General features: G+C 35.3%; 13 protein-coding genes and 1 pseudogene. 12 read left to right on the plus strand and 2 right to left on the minus strand.

From position 1 onward, the window contains the following. The first annotated feature begins 321 nt into the window (after positions 1 to 321). From J2Z60_RS00980 to J2Z60_RS01000, 5 genes are all read left to right on the plus strand, one after another. Positions 322 to 1,179 carry a MetQ/NlpA family ABC transporter substrate-binding protein gene (locus J2Z60_RS00980; protein ID WP_209685481.1) on the plus strand — a complete coding sequence of 286 codons (858 nt, stop codon included), beginning with the start codon at positions 322 to 324 and terminating at the stop codon, positions 1,177 to 1,179. 13 nt (positions 1,180 to 1,192) lie between these two features. Next, a complete protein-coding gene (locus J2Z60_RS00985; protein ID WP_209685483.1) occupies positions 1,193 to 2,242 on the plus strand; it encodes a methionine ABC transporter ATP-binding protein in 1,050 nt (349 codons plus the stop codon). Beyond that, positions 2,235 to 2,936 carry a methionine ABC transporter permease gene (locus J2Z60_RS00990; protein ID WP_209685485.1) on the plus strand — a complete coding sequence of 234 codons (702 nt, stop codon included), beginning with the start codon at positions 2,235 to 2,237 and terminating at the stop codon, positions 2,934 to 2,936. Before J2Z60_RS00985 ends, J2Z60_RS00990 begins: the two co-directional genes overlap by 8 nt. A 95-nt stretch (positions 2,937 to 3,031) precedes the next feature. Continuing rightward, the gene (locus tag J2Z60_RS00995; RefSeq protein ID WP_209685487.1) at positions 3,032 to 3,958 is read left to right on the plus strand and encodes an L-lactate dehydrogenase; all 927 of its coding nucleotides are present in this window, start codon (positions 3,032 to 3,034) and stop codon (positions 3,956 to 3,958) included. 99 nt (positions 3,959 to 4,057) lie between these two features. Continuing rightward, a complete protein-coding gene (locus tag J2Z60_RS01000; RefSeq protein WP_209685489.1) occupies positions 4,058 to 5,428 on the plus strand; it encodes a threonine/serine exporter family protein in 1,371 nt (456 codons plus the stop codon). 46 nt (positions 5,429 to 5,474) lie between these two features. Here J2Z60_RS01000 and J2Z60_RS01005 read toward each other — a convergent pair whose 3' ends face one another. Further along, positions 5,475 to 5,978: an aminoacyl-tRNA deacylase gene (locus tag J2Z60_RS01005; RefSeq protein ID WP_209685491.1), complete on the minus strand. Its 504-nt coding sequence runs from the start codon at positions 5,976 to 5,978 to the stop codon at positions 5,475 to 5,477. Between the two features lie 57 nt (positions 5,979 to 6,035). Between J2Z60_RS01005 and prmA the strand changes: the two genes are divergently transcribed. From prmA to J2Z60_RS01040, 7 genes and pseudogenes are all read left to right on the plus strand, one after another. After that, positions 6,036 to 6,980, plus strand: a complete 945-nt coding sequence (prmA, locus tag J2Z60_RS01010; RefSeq protein WP_209685493.1) for a 50S ribosomal protein L11 methyltransferase — start codon at positions 6,036 to 6,038, stop codon at positions 6,978 to 6,980. 36 nt (positions 6,981 to 7,016) lie between these two features. Next, the gene (locus tag J2Z60_RS01015; RefSeq protein ID WP_209685495.1) at positions 7,017 to 7,379 is read left to right on the plus strand and encodes a hypothetical protein; all 363 of its coding nucleotides are present in this window, start codon (positions 7,017 to 7,019) and stop codon (positions 7,377 to 7,379) included. 23 nt (positions 7,380 to 7,402) lie between these two features. Continuing rightward, a complete protein-coding gene (locus J2Z60_RS01020) occupies positions 7,403 to 9,652 on the plus strand; it encodes a RelA/SpoT family protein (protein ID WP_209685497.1) in 2,250 nt (749 codons plus the stop codon). Then, complete coding sequence (dtd, locus tag J2Z60_RS01025; RefSeq protein WP_209685499.1) at positions 9,652 to 10,089, plus strand: D-aminoacyl-tRNA deacylase; 438 nt, start codon at positions 9,652 to 9,654, stop codon at positions 10,087 to 10,089. Before J2Z60_RS01020 ends, dtd begins: the two co-directional genes overlap by 1 nt. A gap of 282 nt (positions 10,090 to 10,371) precedes the next feature. After that, entirely contained in the window at positions 10,372 to 11,658 is a 1,287-nt protein-coding gene (gene hisS / locus J2Z60_RS01030) for a histidine--tRNA ligase (protein ID WP_209685501.1), read from the plus strand. A 2-nt stretch (positions 11,659 to 11,660) separates the two neighbouring features. Beyond that, positions 11,661 to 13,514 carry an aspartate--tRNA ligase gene (gene aspS / locus J2Z60_RS01035; protein WP_209685842.1) on the plus strand — a complete coding sequence of 618 codons (1,854 nt, stop codon included), beginning with the start codon at positions 11,661 to 11,663 and terminating at the stop codon, positions 13,512 to 13,514. Positions 13,515 to 14,089: 575 nt separating this feature from the next. Then, positions 14,090 to 14,757: pseudogene (locus J2Z60_RS01040) on the plus strand (group II intron maturase-specific domain-containing protein). Between the two features lie 56 nt (positions 14,758 to 14,813). On the opposite strand, the gene J2Z60_RS01045 reads toward J2Z60_RS01040, so the two are convergent. Beyond that, positions 14,814 to 16,001 carry an aminotransferase class I/II-fold pyridoxal phosphate-dependent enzyme gene (locus J2Z60_RS01045; protein ID WP_209685503.1) on the minus strand — a complete coding sequence of 396 codons (1,188 nt, stop codon included), beginning with the start codon at positions 15,999 to 16,001 and terminating at the stop codon, positions 14,814 to 14,816. Between the last annotated feature and the right edge of the window lie 17 nt (positions 16,002 to 16,018).

A 16,018-nucleotide genomic window follows, 5' to 3' on the forward strand; every position in this document is an offset into this window, starting at 1 on the left:
TATAATATATTTTTAACAATTAAATTTAAACATTTTTTAGTTGAGTAAATACTGAATCTACTTTTAGAGAGTCTATGTGTGGTGGAAATAGACAGAGATAGGTGTTGAACATGGACTAGTATTTTGAAAATGGCAGTAGTGAATTAGTTTAACTACTGACGGGGTTGCGCTCGTTAACATTGCAAGGTAATTCTTCACACATATGAGGAGCTACTTGTTGAGGCCAATTTAAACGTAAGTTGTTGGTAAATTAAGGTGGTAACGCGAAGCATTCGTCCTTTTATTGGGATGGGTGCTTTTTTTGTTAGGAGGAAAGTAATTATGCATAAACGTAAGGTAAGAAATAGAGTTATTTGGAGCGTAGTTGCAATTTTAATTATAATTGCTGGTTGGTTTAGCTTTGGACCAGTGGATAGTTCAAACAATGCTAAACAAAAGATAGTTACAATTGGCGTTGTTGGTTTGACTAAAGAGGATGAGACTATTTGGAATAGTGTAGAAAAAACCGCCCAAGAAAAATATGGCATTACAATAAAAATAAAAAACTTTACGGATTATAATCAACCTAATAAAGCTTTGGCTAATGGTGATATTGATCTAAATTCATTCCAGCACTATGCATTTTTAGATGCTTGGAATAAGGCAAATCATGGTACATTAGTTTCTATTGGTAATACTTACATTGCGCCAATAAGAATTTATTCTAAAAAGTATAAAAATATTAAAGATTTACCGAACGGTGCGACTATTGCAGTACCAAATGATGCTTCTAATGAATCAAGAGCCTTATACGTCTTAAAGAATGCAGGATTAATTAAGCTAAAAAAGGGTACTAAATTAGTAACTGTTGCTGATATTGAATCTAATCCAAAAAATCTAAAAATTAAAGAAGTATCTGCTGAGCAAACAGCTAGAGTAATTGATGATGTAGATGCAAGTATTGTCAATAATACTTACGCTACTCCTGCTAAATTAGGAGATAAAGAAACTATCTATATTGAGCCTTTGAATAAGGATTCTGAACAATGGATCAATTTGATCGCTGTCGACAAGAAAAATAAAAATAAAAAGATTTATAAGGAAGTAGTCAAAGCCTTTCAAACTGAAAAAACTAAAAAGTTAGTTAAAAAACTTTATGGTAATACTGAAGTTACCGCATGGGGCTTGAATTTAAAATAGGGAGGAGATAAGTATGACTGCACAAATTAATTTAAAAAACGTTAGTGTCCAATTTGGAGATAATAAAGCTGTTAATAATGTGAATTTAAAGATAGATAAAGGAGATATTTATGGTGTTATTGGATTTTCTGGAGCAGGAAAATCTACTTTAGTAAGGACTATTAACTTATTGCAGCAGCCTTCTGCAGGTTCAGTTGAAGTGAATGGAGATTTACTTTTTGATGATGGTAAACTAAAAGTTTCTAAAAAACAACTTCAACAAAAACGTCGTAAAATTGGGATGATTTTTCAACATTTTAATTTACTAAATGAAGAAACAGTTTTAGAAAACGTTGCTTTTTCTTTAAGTCATGCGGGGTTGACAGACAATGAATTGGAAAAAAAGTCACTGCACTTACTTGAATTAGTAGGTCTAAAAGATAAGGCGGACTTTTATCCAGCTCAGCTATCAGGTGGTCAGCAACAAAGAGTAGCTATAGCAAGAGCATTAGCCAATGAACCAGATATTTTAATTTCAGATGAAGCGACTAGTGCATTAGATCCTAAAACAACTAATCAAATTTTGGATTTACTGTATGATTTGAACAAAAAATTGAAATTAACTGTAGTTTTGATTACACATGAAATGGAAGCTGTTAAGCGAGTTGCCAATAAAATTGCTGTAATGGAAAATGGTCAAATAATTGAAAGAGGAACCTTAAGAGAAGTTTTTTTGCATCCACAAAAAGATCTTACCCGTCAATTTGTAGGAGGCGCCTTACAAGTGCGTCATATTTTGAATAATTATAATTTTGATGCAATAGCTCCTGATGATCAATTATTCCAACTTGTTTATAGCATCAATGATGTCACCAAATCTGTAGTAGCAGATTTAGATGTCGCTTTAGATACTAAGGCAAGTATTTTATATGGGAACGTAGAGGTTCTAAGTGGCGAACCAATTGGAACTTTAGCAATCTTGCTAAAATTAGATGCTGAGAAACAAAAGCAAGCTATTAAATTTTTAGAAAATAGAAACGTAGTAGTAACTAAGTTAGATAAAGGAGTGCTGACAAATGATTAATTTTTTTGCAAAGTATTTTCCTAATGTAATTTCTTTGGGTTGGAATGGAGATGCTGGCTGGGGGACATCAATTTTTCAGACTTTATTTATGACATTTTGGTCAGCAATTTTTGGTGGCATTTTAGGAATAATTTTTGGTTTATTATTAGTCTTAACTAAGCCAAAAGGAATATTAGCTAATAAGATAATGTATAGTATCGTTGATAAAGTAGTTTCGATTTTTAGAGCAGTGCCTTTTATTATTTTGTTAGCATTTGTTGCTCCACTAACTCAAAAGATCGTTGGTACTCAAATCGGTATGAAGGCGGCCCTTGTACCATTAACTCTAGGTGTATTTCCTTTCTTTGCTCGCCAAGTTCAAGTAGCATTAGAAAGTGTTGACCCAGGCAAGATTGAGGCAGCCCAAGCCTTAGGAGCATCTACAAAAGATATAATTTTTAGTGTTTATTTAAGAGAAAGCCGCTCAGAATTAATTAGAGTATCTACAGTAACTTTAATTAGTCTAATTGGGCTAACAGCAATGGCTGGTGCAGTTGGTGCTGGAGGATTAGGTAATACTGCCATTTCTTATGGTTATAATCGGTTTAATAATGATGTAACTTTAGTGGCTACTTTGTTAGTTTTGCTATTGGTCTTGCTAGTTCAAGTGTTGGGTGACTGGTTAGCCAAGAAGCTTAATCATCAAGAGCGCTAACTAAAAAATAAATTCATAAAACGCTTTCTTATAACTCTTAAAGTGTGTATACTAAGTTTGTGATAATAATAATTTAGATATATTTAGGAGCAATTATGAGTACAAGAAAAGTATTTTTAGTTGGTGATGGTCGAGTAGGTTCAACTTTTGCTAACGATTTATTGCAGAATGTTAAGATTGATGAATTGATAATTAGCGATGTAGTTAAAAAGGTACCCGAAGGGGATGCATTAGATCTTGAAGACTTGGCCCCATTTGTAGGTCAATGCAAGATTCGCGCTGGAGAATACGCAGATGCCAAGGATGCAGATATTGCAGTAATCACAGCTGGTGCTGCACGTAAGCCTGGCGAAACACGTTTAGATTTAGTTGATAAGAATGTTAAGATTTTAAAGTCAATCATTCCACCAATTGTTGAATCAGGATTTAAAGGTATTTTTGTTGTATCAGCTAATCCGGTTGATATTTTAACAACTTTAACGCAAAAGTTATCTGGATTCCCTAAGAATAGAGTTATTGGTACTGGAACATCACTAGATACTGCACGTTTGAGAGTGGCTTTATCTCATAAGACAGGTATTAATGTTAACCAAATTGATGCCTATGTTTTAGGCGAACATGGTGATACTTCTTTTGAAAACTTTGATGAAGCATTAATTGCACATAAGCCAATTAAGTCATATGAAGAATTAAATCAGGCAACTCTTGATGAATTAGAAACAGAGGTCCGTCAAAAGGGTGGCAAGATCATTGCTAATAAGGGAGCTACTTTCTATGGTGTAGCGATGTGTTTGACTCAAATTGTAAAGGCAATTTTTGAAAATCAATCACGTGTAATGGCTTTGTCTGCACCGATGGAAGGAGAATATGGCATTAATAATCTATATCTTGGCAATCCTTGTGTAATTAATGCTAACGGAATTGCTGATGTGATAGAATTACATCTTTCCGATGAAGAAAAAGCTAAAATGAAATATTCTGCACAAAAAATGCAAGAAGTTCTTAACGGTATAAACCTATAAATTACAAATTTAAAAGACCTGAACTTAAATTAAAAAAGGTTCAGGCCTTTTTTTGTGATAAAATCTTTAATGAAAATAATTTAAATTGGAAAGTGCAAAATGAATAAGAACAAAGAAGATAATATTACAAATCAAAATCGTAAATATACTTTGTCACACCATCATCATATGAGAATTCGCTGGCAAGAGTTTTACACTAGCGATAATATTACTCCGGCTAGAGATGCAACCTTAGCTGAAAAATCAATTATGGTTGGGCATATTGGAGTCATGTTATTGTCATGTGGTACTGGTGCTTGGCGGGTACGCGCAGCTATGAATACCATTGCACGGAGCTTGGATATGACTTGCAGCGCTGATATTGGATTAGTGTCACTAGAATATACTTGTGTAGACAGAGATGGACACAGTTATACTCAAGCGTTGAGTCTGCCCTCTACGGGAGTTAATACAGCTAAGTTAAATAAGATGGAAGCATTTGTTCAAGAATTCGAAAAGGATAAGGGAAATTGGACAATTGGTCAGATTCATAATCGCCTAGATGAAATTTCAAAGATGAAATCTCAATTTAAGCCTTGGCAAGTGGGATTATCAGCCGGTCTTGCTTGTGGGGGGTTTATTTTTTTACTAGGTGGAGGAATAATTGAGGTAATTTGTGCCTTTTTCGGTGCAGCAGCAGGCAATTATGTCAGAAGAAAAATGATTGATAGACATTTAACTATTCTCGCTAATACAGCTATAGGTGTAGCTGTTGCATGCTGCGTATACTTTTTAGTATTTACTTTGTTACATATGTTTGTCGAAATTAGCCCGCGAAGGTTAGATGGTTATATTGGGGCAATGTTGTTTGTTATTCCAGGTTTTCCATTTATTACTTCAGGATTAGACATGTCTAAGCTAGATATGAGATCTGGGCTTGAGCGAATGGCTTATGCAATTATGATAATTGTAGTTGCTACTGCAGTTGGCTGGGTTGTAGCTTTATGCTTAGGATTACATCCACAAGACTTTTTACCATTAAATTTGGATCCCGTTACTTTAACGCTTCTACGCTTACTTGCTAGTTTTTGTGGTGTATTTGGATTTTCAATTATGTTTAATAGTATTCCCAAAATGGCAGCTGTTGCTGGCTTAATTGGTGCCGTAGCCAATACAACAAGATTGAGCTTAACAGATTGGACTAGTGTTCCTCCTGCTGCTGCCGCATTTATCGGTGCATTTATTGCAGGGATGCTTGCATCAATTGTTCGGCGAAAGGTTGGTTATCCTAGAATCGGAATTACAGTTCCATCTATTGTAATTATGGTTCCTGGTCTTTATATGTACCGAGCAATGTTCAATTTTGGGTTAGTATCATTGAATGCAGGTGCATTATGGGCTGTTAAAGCTGTAATGATTGTTTTATGCCTACCTTTAGGCTTAATTGCTGCAAGAATTATTACTGATAAGAAATGGCGTCATGCTGGATAAATTAAATGCGTTGAATTCTCACAATTCAGCGCATTTTTTATAAGATTTATTCAATTAAGTCAACAAAATCGGCCTCGGTAATTTTTTGAAGTTGTTTAGGATTTATTTTAATACTTCGACCCACTTCACCACTTGATACAATAATTTGATCATGGTCTAGCATTTCTTTATCAAGGTAAATAGGAAAATGATGTTGTTCATATATTCCAATTGGTGTGTTTGCTCCATGAACGTAGCCAGTAGTAGCTACAAGCTTTTTAAGGGGTAGGAGCTCGCATTTTTTATTTCCAGATGCTTTTGCGAGTTTTTTCATGCTCAGATGTTCTGTAATTGGAATTACTCCTACGATAGGACTGATCTTATTTCCTTCACAAACTAGAGTTTTGTAGACCAAATGTTCATCTTCGTCTAAAATAGAAGTATCCATCTGTTTAACATCACCTTGTTGAACAGTAGCAAAAGACACTTGCTCATAGGGAATCTTTTTTTGATCTAACATTTTTTCGACTAAAGTTTTCTTGAGTTTTTTATTTTTATTTTTTTTCGACATATTATCACCGCTACTTATCATAACTGGTGATAAAGAGTGTGTCAAAGGGAGTACTGTATGAAATTATTAGCAATAAAAATCAATAGTAGTCATGAAATTGAAGATGGTTTAACGTACTTTTTGCAAGAAGAGCTTCAGGCTAAAGGAATTGAAGTTAGAAAGCGTAGTGATTTTATAGATCAAGGTAAGCTTCATGACTCTACTTTAGTAGAACTTGACGATATTGAAGACTTACCTGAAGATATGGAATTAACAGCTTATTTTGATGAAGATTGTGATAAAGATAAGTTGATTAGGAATATTGAATCTAAGATTTATACTATGAAGAGTTATGGCTTGGATGCTGGTAGAGTTTCTATTAGTACAAAATATATTGCAGATGAAGATTGGAATACTGTTTGGCAACAATACTATCATGTGATTGACTTCTCACGTCATCTTGCAATCGTGCCTGAATGGGAGAATTATCATCCTGCGTTTGAAGATCAGAAGCTAATCTTCCTTGATCCAGGTCTTGCATTTGGCACAGGAGGTCACACAACAACCCAGTTAGTGCTCCTAGCTCTAGAACGTGCTATGATTAAGCCGATGGATGTTATGGATATAGGTACTGGTTCAGGTATTTTAGCAATTGCAGCTTCTAAATTAGGTGCTAAAAGTGTGTTAGCGACTGATATTTCAGATGAAGCAGTAAGCGCAGCTAAAGAAAATATTAAGCTAAATGGTGTTAATAATATTGAGGTTCATAAGGCTAACCTATTAAAAGATACTGATCAAAAGTTTGACTTGATACTGGCTAATATTTTAGCTGAGATTTTGCTAGATTTAATTCCTGATTTAGATAGTCATCTGAATCAAGCTGGTCAAGTAATTTTTTCAGGAATTGATTATCTTCAGCTTCCTAAAATTCAAAGTAAGTTAGAAGAATATGGCTTTGAAATTAAGATGAAAATGAGAGAAAATCGGTGGATAGGTATTTTAATTGCAAGAAAAGGCAATTAAAGTGTTAAAATTATAACAAAGAAAAGTAGGGATACTATGAAAATGGCTTATGGCTTAATTGATTTTTTTAAGAATTTGAATAAGCATGAATATATGATTATTATTTGGCTGATTTTACTGGCATGTGCTATCTGGATTATCTGTTCCTTAATCCATCTTCCTGTTGTATGGCGCATAGGAGTAGTTTTTGCTATTTTTAATAATATTGTTGCATATATGATTGGTAGAATCGTAGAAAAAAGACAATTAAGTTTTTGGTGGCTATTACTTTTTCCGATAGTATTTGCTATTGCCGTAATAATTCACTATGCTCAATATAATTATTTATTCTGTGTAATTTACTTGTGCTTAGAATTATTTGGTTTGTGGCATGATAATTTCTATCATGAGAAGAACTAATTAGATTAGGTGAGGTGATCTTGATGTCAAAATATCATGAAATGACACATGAAGAGGTTTTTAACGAATGTAAGAAATATATGAACGAAGACCATCTAAAGTTCGTGGAATCTGCCTATGAGTTTGCTAGGGATGCACATGAAGGACAATATCGGGTTTCTGGGCAGCCTTATATCATTCACCCTACGCAAGTTGCAGGAACTTTAGCTAGTCTTCGTTTAGATCCAGATACAGTTGCGGCAGGTTATTTACATGACACTGTTGAAGATACCCCGGTTACTAATGATGATATAAAGGAAAAATTTGGCAAGGATGTAGCTTTCATCGTTGATGGAGTTACTAAACTAAAAAAGATTCAGTATAAATCAAAAACTCACGAAGAATATTTAGCAGATAATCATCGAAAAATGCTAATTGCAATGGCTAAAGATCTAAGAGTGATTATGGTCAAACTCGCAGATCGTTTGCATAATATGCATACGTTGGATCACTTGCGCCCTGATAAGCAACGTAGAATTGCTGATGAAACTTTAGATATTTATGCTCCTTTGGCAGATAGACTAGGTATTGGTTCTGTTAAGTGGGAATTGGAAGATATGAGCTTACACTATCTTAACCCACAGCAATACTATAGAATCGTTAACCTAATGCAATCTAAACGCAGTGAACGAGAGAAGTATATTGCAGATGCCATTAAGATTTTAAAACAGAATCTTGATAGTTTAGGAATTGAATATGAAGTATATGGTAGACCTAAGCATATCTATTCTATTTATAAAAAAATGGTTAATAAGCATAAGGACTTCAGTGAAATATATGATCTATTAGCTGTAAGAGTAATTGTAAAGTCAGTACGGGATTGTTATGCTGTTCTAGGTGCTGTACATACTAAGTGGAAGCCAATGCCAGGTAGGTTTAAGGATTATATTGCAGTTCCTAAGGTTAATGGTTACCAGTCGCTTCATACTACAATCATCGGCCCTGGTGGTAAGCCTTTAGAGATTCAAATTAGGACAGAAAAAATGCATCAAGTTGCTGAATATGGTGTAGCAGCACACTGGGCCTATAAAGAGGGCGTTAAGGGTGAAGTAGAACAGACTGAGTCTAATAAGAAACTAAATATGTTCCAAGAAATCCTTGAGCTTCAAGATGAAACTATGGACTCACACGAGTTTATGAAGAGTGTCAAGACTGATATCTTTTCAGACAGGGTTTATGTTTTTACTCCTAAAGGAGATGTTTATGAACTTCCTAAAGGATCAGTTCCACTAGACTTCGCCTACATGGTCCATTCGGAAGTTGGTGCTCATTCGGTTGGTGCCAGAATTAACGATAAGATAGTGCCATTAGATTACAAATTAAAAAATGGTGATGTTGTTGAGATGCTGACCCAGACAAGTGCGCGCCCATCTCGCGATTGGATTAATATTGTTAAAACGTCACGTGCCCGCAATAAGATTAAGCGTTTCTTTAAGACTGAAGATCGAGCTGAAAATATTGAAAAGGGTAAGAATTTAGTTGAGCAAGAGCTCCTTAATCGTGAACTGACTCCAAAAGACTTTTTAGATAAAAATCATGTTAACAAAGTAATTGCTCACTTTAATTTTCATAATGAAGACGAATTATTTGCGGCAGTAGGTTTTGGTGAAGTTTCTACACCAACGGTTGTTAATCGTTTAACTGAAGATATTAGAAAAGCTGCCGAAGATGAAAAACAACGTCAACTCGAAGAAAAAATTATGAACAAAGGCCAGCAAAGTGTAACAGAAGATAATACTTCAGACGCACCTGCTGATGTCATGCGCGTTAAGCATAATAATGGTGTGATGGTTCAAGGTGTTTCTGATTTAATGCTACACCTAGCTAAGTGTTGTAACCCAGTTCCGGGAGATCCAATTATTGGTTACGTTACTATGGGACGTGGGGTAACGGTACACAGAGCTGATTGTCCTAATATCACTAAAGAAGCCAAGCAACAGGGAAGATTAATTGATGTTGCTTGGGAAAATATTGCCAAAAATAATAAAAACGAAAGCTATAATGCTGACATTGAAGTTTATGGCTTTAATAGGTCACGCTTATTGAGCGATATTATTACTGCACTTAATTCCAAGACTAAAAATATTGTTAATATTTCTGGAAAAGTTGATAGTAATAATATGGCGCATATCTATGCTACAGTTTCTGTTAGGGATGCTGCCCATTTAGATGAGATTTTAAGCAGGATGAGAGATGTTCCAAATGTCTATGAAGCAAAGAGGTCGATAAATTAATGCGTGTAGTAATTCAAAGAGTGAATCATGCGCAAGTAGTGATTGATAATCAAGTCGTTGGTAAAATTAATAAAGGATTTTTATTATTAGTTGGTTTAAAAGATGGCGATGAACTAGGTGTCGTCAAAAAAGCGGCTGATAAGATTGCTAAGATGCGTATTTTTGAAGATGAAAATGGTAAGACAAATCTTTCTCTGAAAGAAGTTAATGGTGAAATTTTGAGTGTCAGTCAATTTACTTTGTTAGCCAATACTAAAAAAGGTAATCGTCCCAGCTTTGTTGAAGCGATGCGTCCGCCTAAATCGAAGCAACTATGGGAAGAATTTAATCATGAATTAGAATTTAAAGGATTTAAAGTTGAAACAGGTGAATTTGGTGCAGATATGCAAGTTAGTCTTGAAAATGACGGACCATTTACGATTGTTTTAGACATTTAAAAAATGTAACAAAATATTAGATAAAGGTTGACTTTATAGTCTTAAAAATATAAGCTAAAAAAGAATTATCAATGACAAAGATTGAAGACTGGTACGGTTCATTTCAGAGAATGCTTGTTTGGTGAAAGAGCATATGAACTACTGTCTGTGACACCTTTAACAGATAATGGGTCGTGTCGCGAGCGTTAATCGCAGCAGGCAAAAGGTGGTACCGTGCTGTTTTCAAGCGCCCTTGATTTTTTCAAGGACGCTTTTTATTTTTTAATTAAAAGGATGGATTTAATGAGAGTTCAAAGACCAAAAGGTACAGTTGACATCCTCCCTGAAGTGTCTTACCAATGGGAAAAGGTAGAGCAAACTGCTAGAGATTTCTTTTCACGTTCTAATTATCATGAGATAAGAACGCCAATGTTTGAAAATTATGAAGTATTTTCACGTTCAAGTGGTGAAACATCAGATATAGTTGAAAAAGAAATGTATGATTTCTACGATAAAGGAAATCGTCATATTGCACTTCGTCCAGAAGGAACCGCTGGAGTAGTGCGAGCATATGTCGAAAATAAGCTTTATGGCCCAGATGTAGTTAAGCCATTTAATGTTTTTTATATTGATCCAACTTTTCGTTATGAACGTCCTCAAGCAGGTCGACAACGTGAATTTCATCAAATTGGAATTGAAAGTTTTGGCTCAAGCAGTCCTTTAGCTGATGTAGAAACTATCATGATGGGGCATGATTTATTAGCTGAATTAGGCGTCAAAAATTATGAATTACATATTAATTCATTAGGTAATGCGCAAGTAAGACAAGATTATCATGATGCTTTGGTAGATTACTTTACTCCATTACGAGATCAGCTTTCAGAAGATTCTCAAAGAAGATTAGATAAAAATCCTCTAAGAATTTTAGATTCTAAAGCTCCGGAAGATCAGGAATTCTTGCCCAACGCCCCTAAGATAGTTGACTACTTAGATAATGATTCAAAGAATAATTTTGATACCATTACTAACACACTTAGTCAATTGGGGATTGATTACGTAATAGATGACGATTTGGTTCGTGGATTAGATTATTATACCGGTATTATTTTTGAATTTATGGTTGATGATAAGAGTTTATGGGAATCACCAACTACTATTCTTGGTGGTGGTAGATATGACCACTTAGTTGAAGAATTTGACGGTCCTGAAACTCCAGCAGTAGGATTCGGTATCGGTGAAGAGAGGTTGATGCTTGTCTTACAAAGACAAAATTCTGAATTCTTTGTTAATCCAGGAATTGATTTCTTTGTCACTAATATTGGTGCTGGTACTGATATAAAAGCTGTTGAAATTGTACGCTCACTTCGAAATCAAGGTTTTAAGGCACAATATGATGTTGACCAAAAGAAACTCAAAGCGCAATTTAAGAAGGCAGATCGTGTACATGCTAAATATGTAATTACTTTAGGTGCTAAAGAATTAGAAAACGGCGTGTTGAATATTAAGCGCTTAGCTGACGGAAAAACAATTGATTTAAGTTTAGAGGACTTAAATAATATAAAATCTGTAATGAAAGAAATAGAGGAATAATGATGGAACATATGGATAAAAGAACTGATTACTGCGGTAATATTACTGCTGAATATCTTAATCAAGAAGTAACTTTATATGGTTGGGTACAACGTGTACGTAATTTAGGTAATCTTGTATTTATTGATTTGCGTGATCGTGAAGGCATTGTTCAAGTGGTCGTTAACAAAGACTCTGGTGAAAAATTAATGGCTACTGCCGATGCTTTAGGTAATGAATATGTTATTGAAGTAAAGGGTCAAGTAGTAAAGCGCTCAAGCGTTAACCCTAAAATGAAAACTGGTGAGATAGAAGTTGATGCTAGTGATATTGAGATTCTAAATAAGTCACAAGTTCCACCATTTGAAGTTAAGGATGATATTACTGCAGCTGAACAAACTAGATTGAAATATCGTTATTTAGACTTACGCCGTCCAGCTTTACAAAAGAACATTATTTTACGTTCTAAGATTATGAAGGCTATTCATGAGTACTTTGACGAAAATGGCTTTATTGACATTGAAACCCCAATTTTAGGTAAGTCATCTCCAGAAGGTGCACGTGATTACTTAGTTCCTTCAAGAATTTATCCAGGGAGCTTTTATGCTTTACCACAATCACCACAATTGTTCAAACAATTATTAATGGGAGCAGGATTTGATAAGTATTACCAAATTTCTCGTTGTTTCCGTGATGAAGACTTACGTGGGGATCGTCAACCAGAATTCACCCAAATTGATATGGAAACTTCTTTCTTAGATGAACAAGGTGTGCAAGATTATACTGAAGGCCTTTTGAAGAAGATTATGAAAGATGTTAAGGGTATTGACTTAAAGACTCCAATCAAGCGCATTACCTGGGATGAAGCAATGAATAAGTATGGGTCTGATAAGCCTGATACTCGTTATGAAATGTACCTACATGATTTAAGTCCAATCTTCAAAGATAGTGGTTTTAAAGTATTTTCTGGTGCAATTGCTGACGGTGGTGTTGTTAAGGGAATCGCTGTTAAAAACGGTGCTAAGCAATATTCACGTAAGCATATCGAGCAAAAACAAGCCTATATTAAACGTTACCACGCTAAAGGTTTAGCATGGGTTAAGTATGAAGATGGTGAATTTTCTGGACCTGTTGCTAAATTCTTAACTGATGAAAATAAAGAGGCTTTGAAGAAGGAATTTAGTCTTGAAGGCGGAGAATTAGTAGTAATTGTTGCTGATAAGTGGAAGGTTGTAACTGATTCGCTTGACCACTTACGTCGTGAATTTGCTAAAGAAACTGGCATCATTCCAGAAGGTGTATATGACTTTGCTTGGGTTGTTGATTGGCCATTATTTGAATATGATGAAGGTTTAGGCCGCTGGATAGCTGCGCATCACCCATTCACAATGCCAGATGATGAAGGAATTAAGTTACTTGATACTGATCCACATAAAGCACATGCTCGTTCATATGATATTGTTATGAATGGTGATGAAATGGGTGGTGGCTCAATTCGTATTCATAAGCGCTCTATTCAAGAAAAAATGCTCAAGGCACTTGGATTTTCTAAAAAACGTGCTTATGAGCAATTTGGTTACTTGCTTGATGCTTTAGACATGGGATTCCCACCACACGCAGGGCTTGCGATTGGACTTGATCGTTTGGTAATGATGCTTGCAAATAAAGACAATATTCGTGATGTTATTGCCTTCCCTAAGAATGCTAGTGCTTCTGAACCAATGATGCATGCTCCAGCACCGGTTGCTGACCAACAATTAATTGACTTGGGTATTGAAGTTGAAAATCAATATCTAGATAGTGTAAAAGAAACGCAAGAACGTCTTGAAAAGGAAGCAGCAGAAGATGCTGCTAAAAATTCAACTTGGGATGAATAATCATAGCTAAGAAAAATGCTATCAGATTTTGTTATCTGATAGCATTTTTTTAGATGTGTGTCGGGCATGATATTTATCTAGTCTGGTGAAAATCCAGATTACGGGTATTTGTCGCCAAGTGTAGTGAACCACAAGCTGGTAGCGGTGACGCTATGAGAGAAGGAAGTGGCTAGCAAGTTTTCCAAACTTACGTACAGAAATCTGGTCAGGCCAAATGGTGGATAAGACTGCCTCACAAGTCGAAGTCCAAATGACAAACGTAAAACCAAGACGGTAAACTAGGAAGTTGTGGAGAATTAGAGATAAATGTCTTACCCCGAGAGATTTCATGGACAGGCGAAGCCGAGTAAGCTTTAACAACAGTGATCGTAAGCCTGGCCGAAAAAGGTTAATCATGACTAGTCATGAGGTCATAGTAGCGATGAAGACTCTGTAATGGAGCTGGATGCGAAGGACCTAATGTTTGTAGAAGTATATCCCACTATAAGCAATCTTCAGACAGTCCGAAAGAGAGAATAACCGTATCGGGGACAGTTCTGAATAAATTTGCAAGTAGAAATGGAGATATCAAGAGTATGGAATTAATAGAAGAGATTTTGAGTCAAAACAATCTCAAAGAAGCCATTAGGAGAGCCAAAATAAATAAAGGAGCTCCAGGTGTTGATCAAAGAAGTGTCGATGAACTCGATAGTTATTTTGAAAAGCACCAGGCTGAAATCAAAGAAGCGATTATGCATATGAAATATCGCCCACAAGCAGTTAGAAGAGTTTATATTCCTAAGCCAAATGGTAAGAAAAGACCTTTAGGAATCCCAACGGTAGTTGATCGAGTAATCCAACAAGCAGTAGCATAACCACTATCCTTGGTATTCACTAAGGTAAATCAAGTGGTCAGAGGATGGATCAATTACTTCAGAATTGGCAGTATGAACACTTTTCTAAAAGAATTTGGACAATGGCTCCGCCATAAAATTAGGATGGTCATTATCAAGCGGTGGAAGATTCCAAAACGAATCTACACTAACTTGATGTGAATTAATAAAGCTTTCAAGTGCAGTTTTAGCGATGAAGATATTTATATTTACAAAACAGCCAATACAAGACTAGGCTGGTATAAAAGAGCAATAGGCAATGTAATTAATTACCTATTAAGTTCCAAAGTATTAGGAATAAAGAAAGCGGATCGCCAGGCTGGGTCGATCCGCTAGAATACTATAAAGCTCGTATAATAATACAAATGTAGCGCCGTATACGGAACCGTACGTACGGTGCAATGAGAGGGGCAGAATTAATCTTCCTCTACTCTATTGAATTTAAAAAATCAGTGATTCTTTTTAAAGCTTCTTTTAAATTTTTAGTAGAAGATGCGTATGACATTCTCACATATCCTTGGCCACCTTTACCAAAATATCGTCCAGGTGTTACACCAACGTGAGCTTTTTTAGCTAATTCGGTAGCAAATGTTACATCATCTTGACCAAATTTTTTTGGAATTTTAGCAAAAATATAGAAAGCACCTTGTGGAGTAGCTAATTCAAAACCTAATTTTTCAAGTCCAGATTTCATGAAATTAAGGCGCTTTTCATAAACTTTTCTGGCATTAATAGGGTCATTTTGACCGTTAGTCAGCGCTTCAGTTGCAGCTACTTGAACATTATTAGTAACTGAAGTTATGAGGTAGGAATTCATTTTAATAATGCTTTTCATAATCTGATTAGGGGCAGCAATATAGCCTAATCGCCACCCGGTCATTGCGTATGCCTTGGAGAATCCAGAAATTAAAATATTGCGTTCAGGAATATACTGAGATAGAGAATGGTGCTGGTTATTGCCATAAACTAATTCACCATAAATTTCATCTGTAATAGAAAACAGATGATTTTTCGTAATGACATGTGCAAGCTGCTCTAATAATTCAGCATGGTATACGCGACCAGTAGGATTAGAAGGATCTGTCAAAATAATTGCTTTGGCACCTTTTCCTTCGTTCTCTAATACTTCTTGTAAGTGATCTGGAGTTAGGATAAATCCATCTTTTGAAGTGTCTATTTGAATCGGGATAGCTCCAATTACCTTAATTAATTGGAAGTATAATGCCCAAACAGGAGTAGGAACTAAAATTTTGTCACCAGGATTCAAAATTGACATAAAGACATTATTTAAAGCACCAGTTGCTCCAACTGTAACGCATATTTCTGATTCAGGGTTGTAATCAACTCCAAGGCTACGTTTCAAGTAATTGGCAATCGCTTCCTTAAGCTCTGGCTTACCGGATTGTGGAGCATAATGGGAATCATTAGCTTTAATATCATTAATAGCTGCTTGTTTTATGTGTTCAGGGGTATCTAGATCTGGCTCACCAATAGTTAATTTAATAATGTTTGGAATTGAAGAAATTTGCTGATCAAATGAGCGAATACGAGATGGTGTTAACTCATTAAGCCTATGATTAATAACTGATGATAAATCGCTAGCTAGTTTTGGCATGTACGATATTCACACTT

It is taken from the genome of Lactobacillus colini (genome assembly GCF_017874575.1).
Classification (GTDB): Bacteria; Bacillota; Bacilli; order Lactobacillales; family Lactobacillaceae; genus Lactobacillus; species Lactobacillus colini.

Coding starts and splice junctions, on each gene's coding strand:
- J2Z60_RS01005 (WP_209685491.1), bottom strand. CDS start 5,978: ATGTCGAAAAAAAATAAAAATAAAAAACTCAAGAAAACTTTAGTCGAA.
- aspS (WP_209685842.1), top strand. CDS start 11,661: ATGGAACATATGGATAAAAGAACTGATTACTGCGGTAATATTACTGCT.
- J2Z60_RS01045 (WP_209685503.1), bottom strand. CDS start 16,001: ATGCCAAAACTAGCTAGCGATTTATCATCAGTTATTAATCATAGGCTT.
- J2Z60_RS01020 (WP_209685497.1), top strand. CDS start 7,403: ATGTCAAAATATCATGAAATGACACATGAAGAGGTTTTTAACGAATGT.
- J2Z60_RS01000 (WP_209685489.1), top strand. CDS start 4,058: ATGAATAAGAACAAAGAAGATAATATTACAAATCAAAATCGTAAATAT.
- dtd (WP_209685499.1), top strand. CDS start 9,652: ATGCGTGTAGTAATTCAAAGAGTGAATCATGCGCAAGTAGTGATTGAT.
- J2Z60_RS00995 (WP_209685487.1), top strand. CDS start 3,032: ATGAGTACAAGAAAAGTATTTTTAGTTGGTGATGGTCGAGTAGGTTCA.
- J2Z60_RS00980 (WP_209685481.1), top strand. CDS start 322: ATGCATAAACGTAAGGTAAGAAATAGAGTTATTTGGAGCGTAGTTGCA.
- J2Z60_RS00985 (WP_209685483.1), top strand. CDS start 1,193: ATGACTGCACAAATTAATTTAAAAAACGTTAGTGTCCAATTTGGAGAT.
- prmA (WP_209685493.1), top strand. CDS start 6,036: ATGAAATTATTAGCAATAAAAATCAATAGTAGTCATGAAATTGAAGAT.
- hisS (WP_209685501.1), top strand. CDS start 10,372: ATGAGAGTTCAAAGACCAAAAGGTACAGTTGACATCCTCCCTGAAGTG.
- J2Z60_RS00990 (WP_209685485.1), top strand. CDS start 2,235: ATGATTAATTTTTTTGCAAAGTATTTTCCTAATGTAATTTCTTTGGGT.
- J2Z60_RS01015 (WP_209685495.1), top strand. CDS start 7,017: ATGAAAATGGCTTATGGCTTAATTGATTTTTTTAAGAATTTGAATAAG.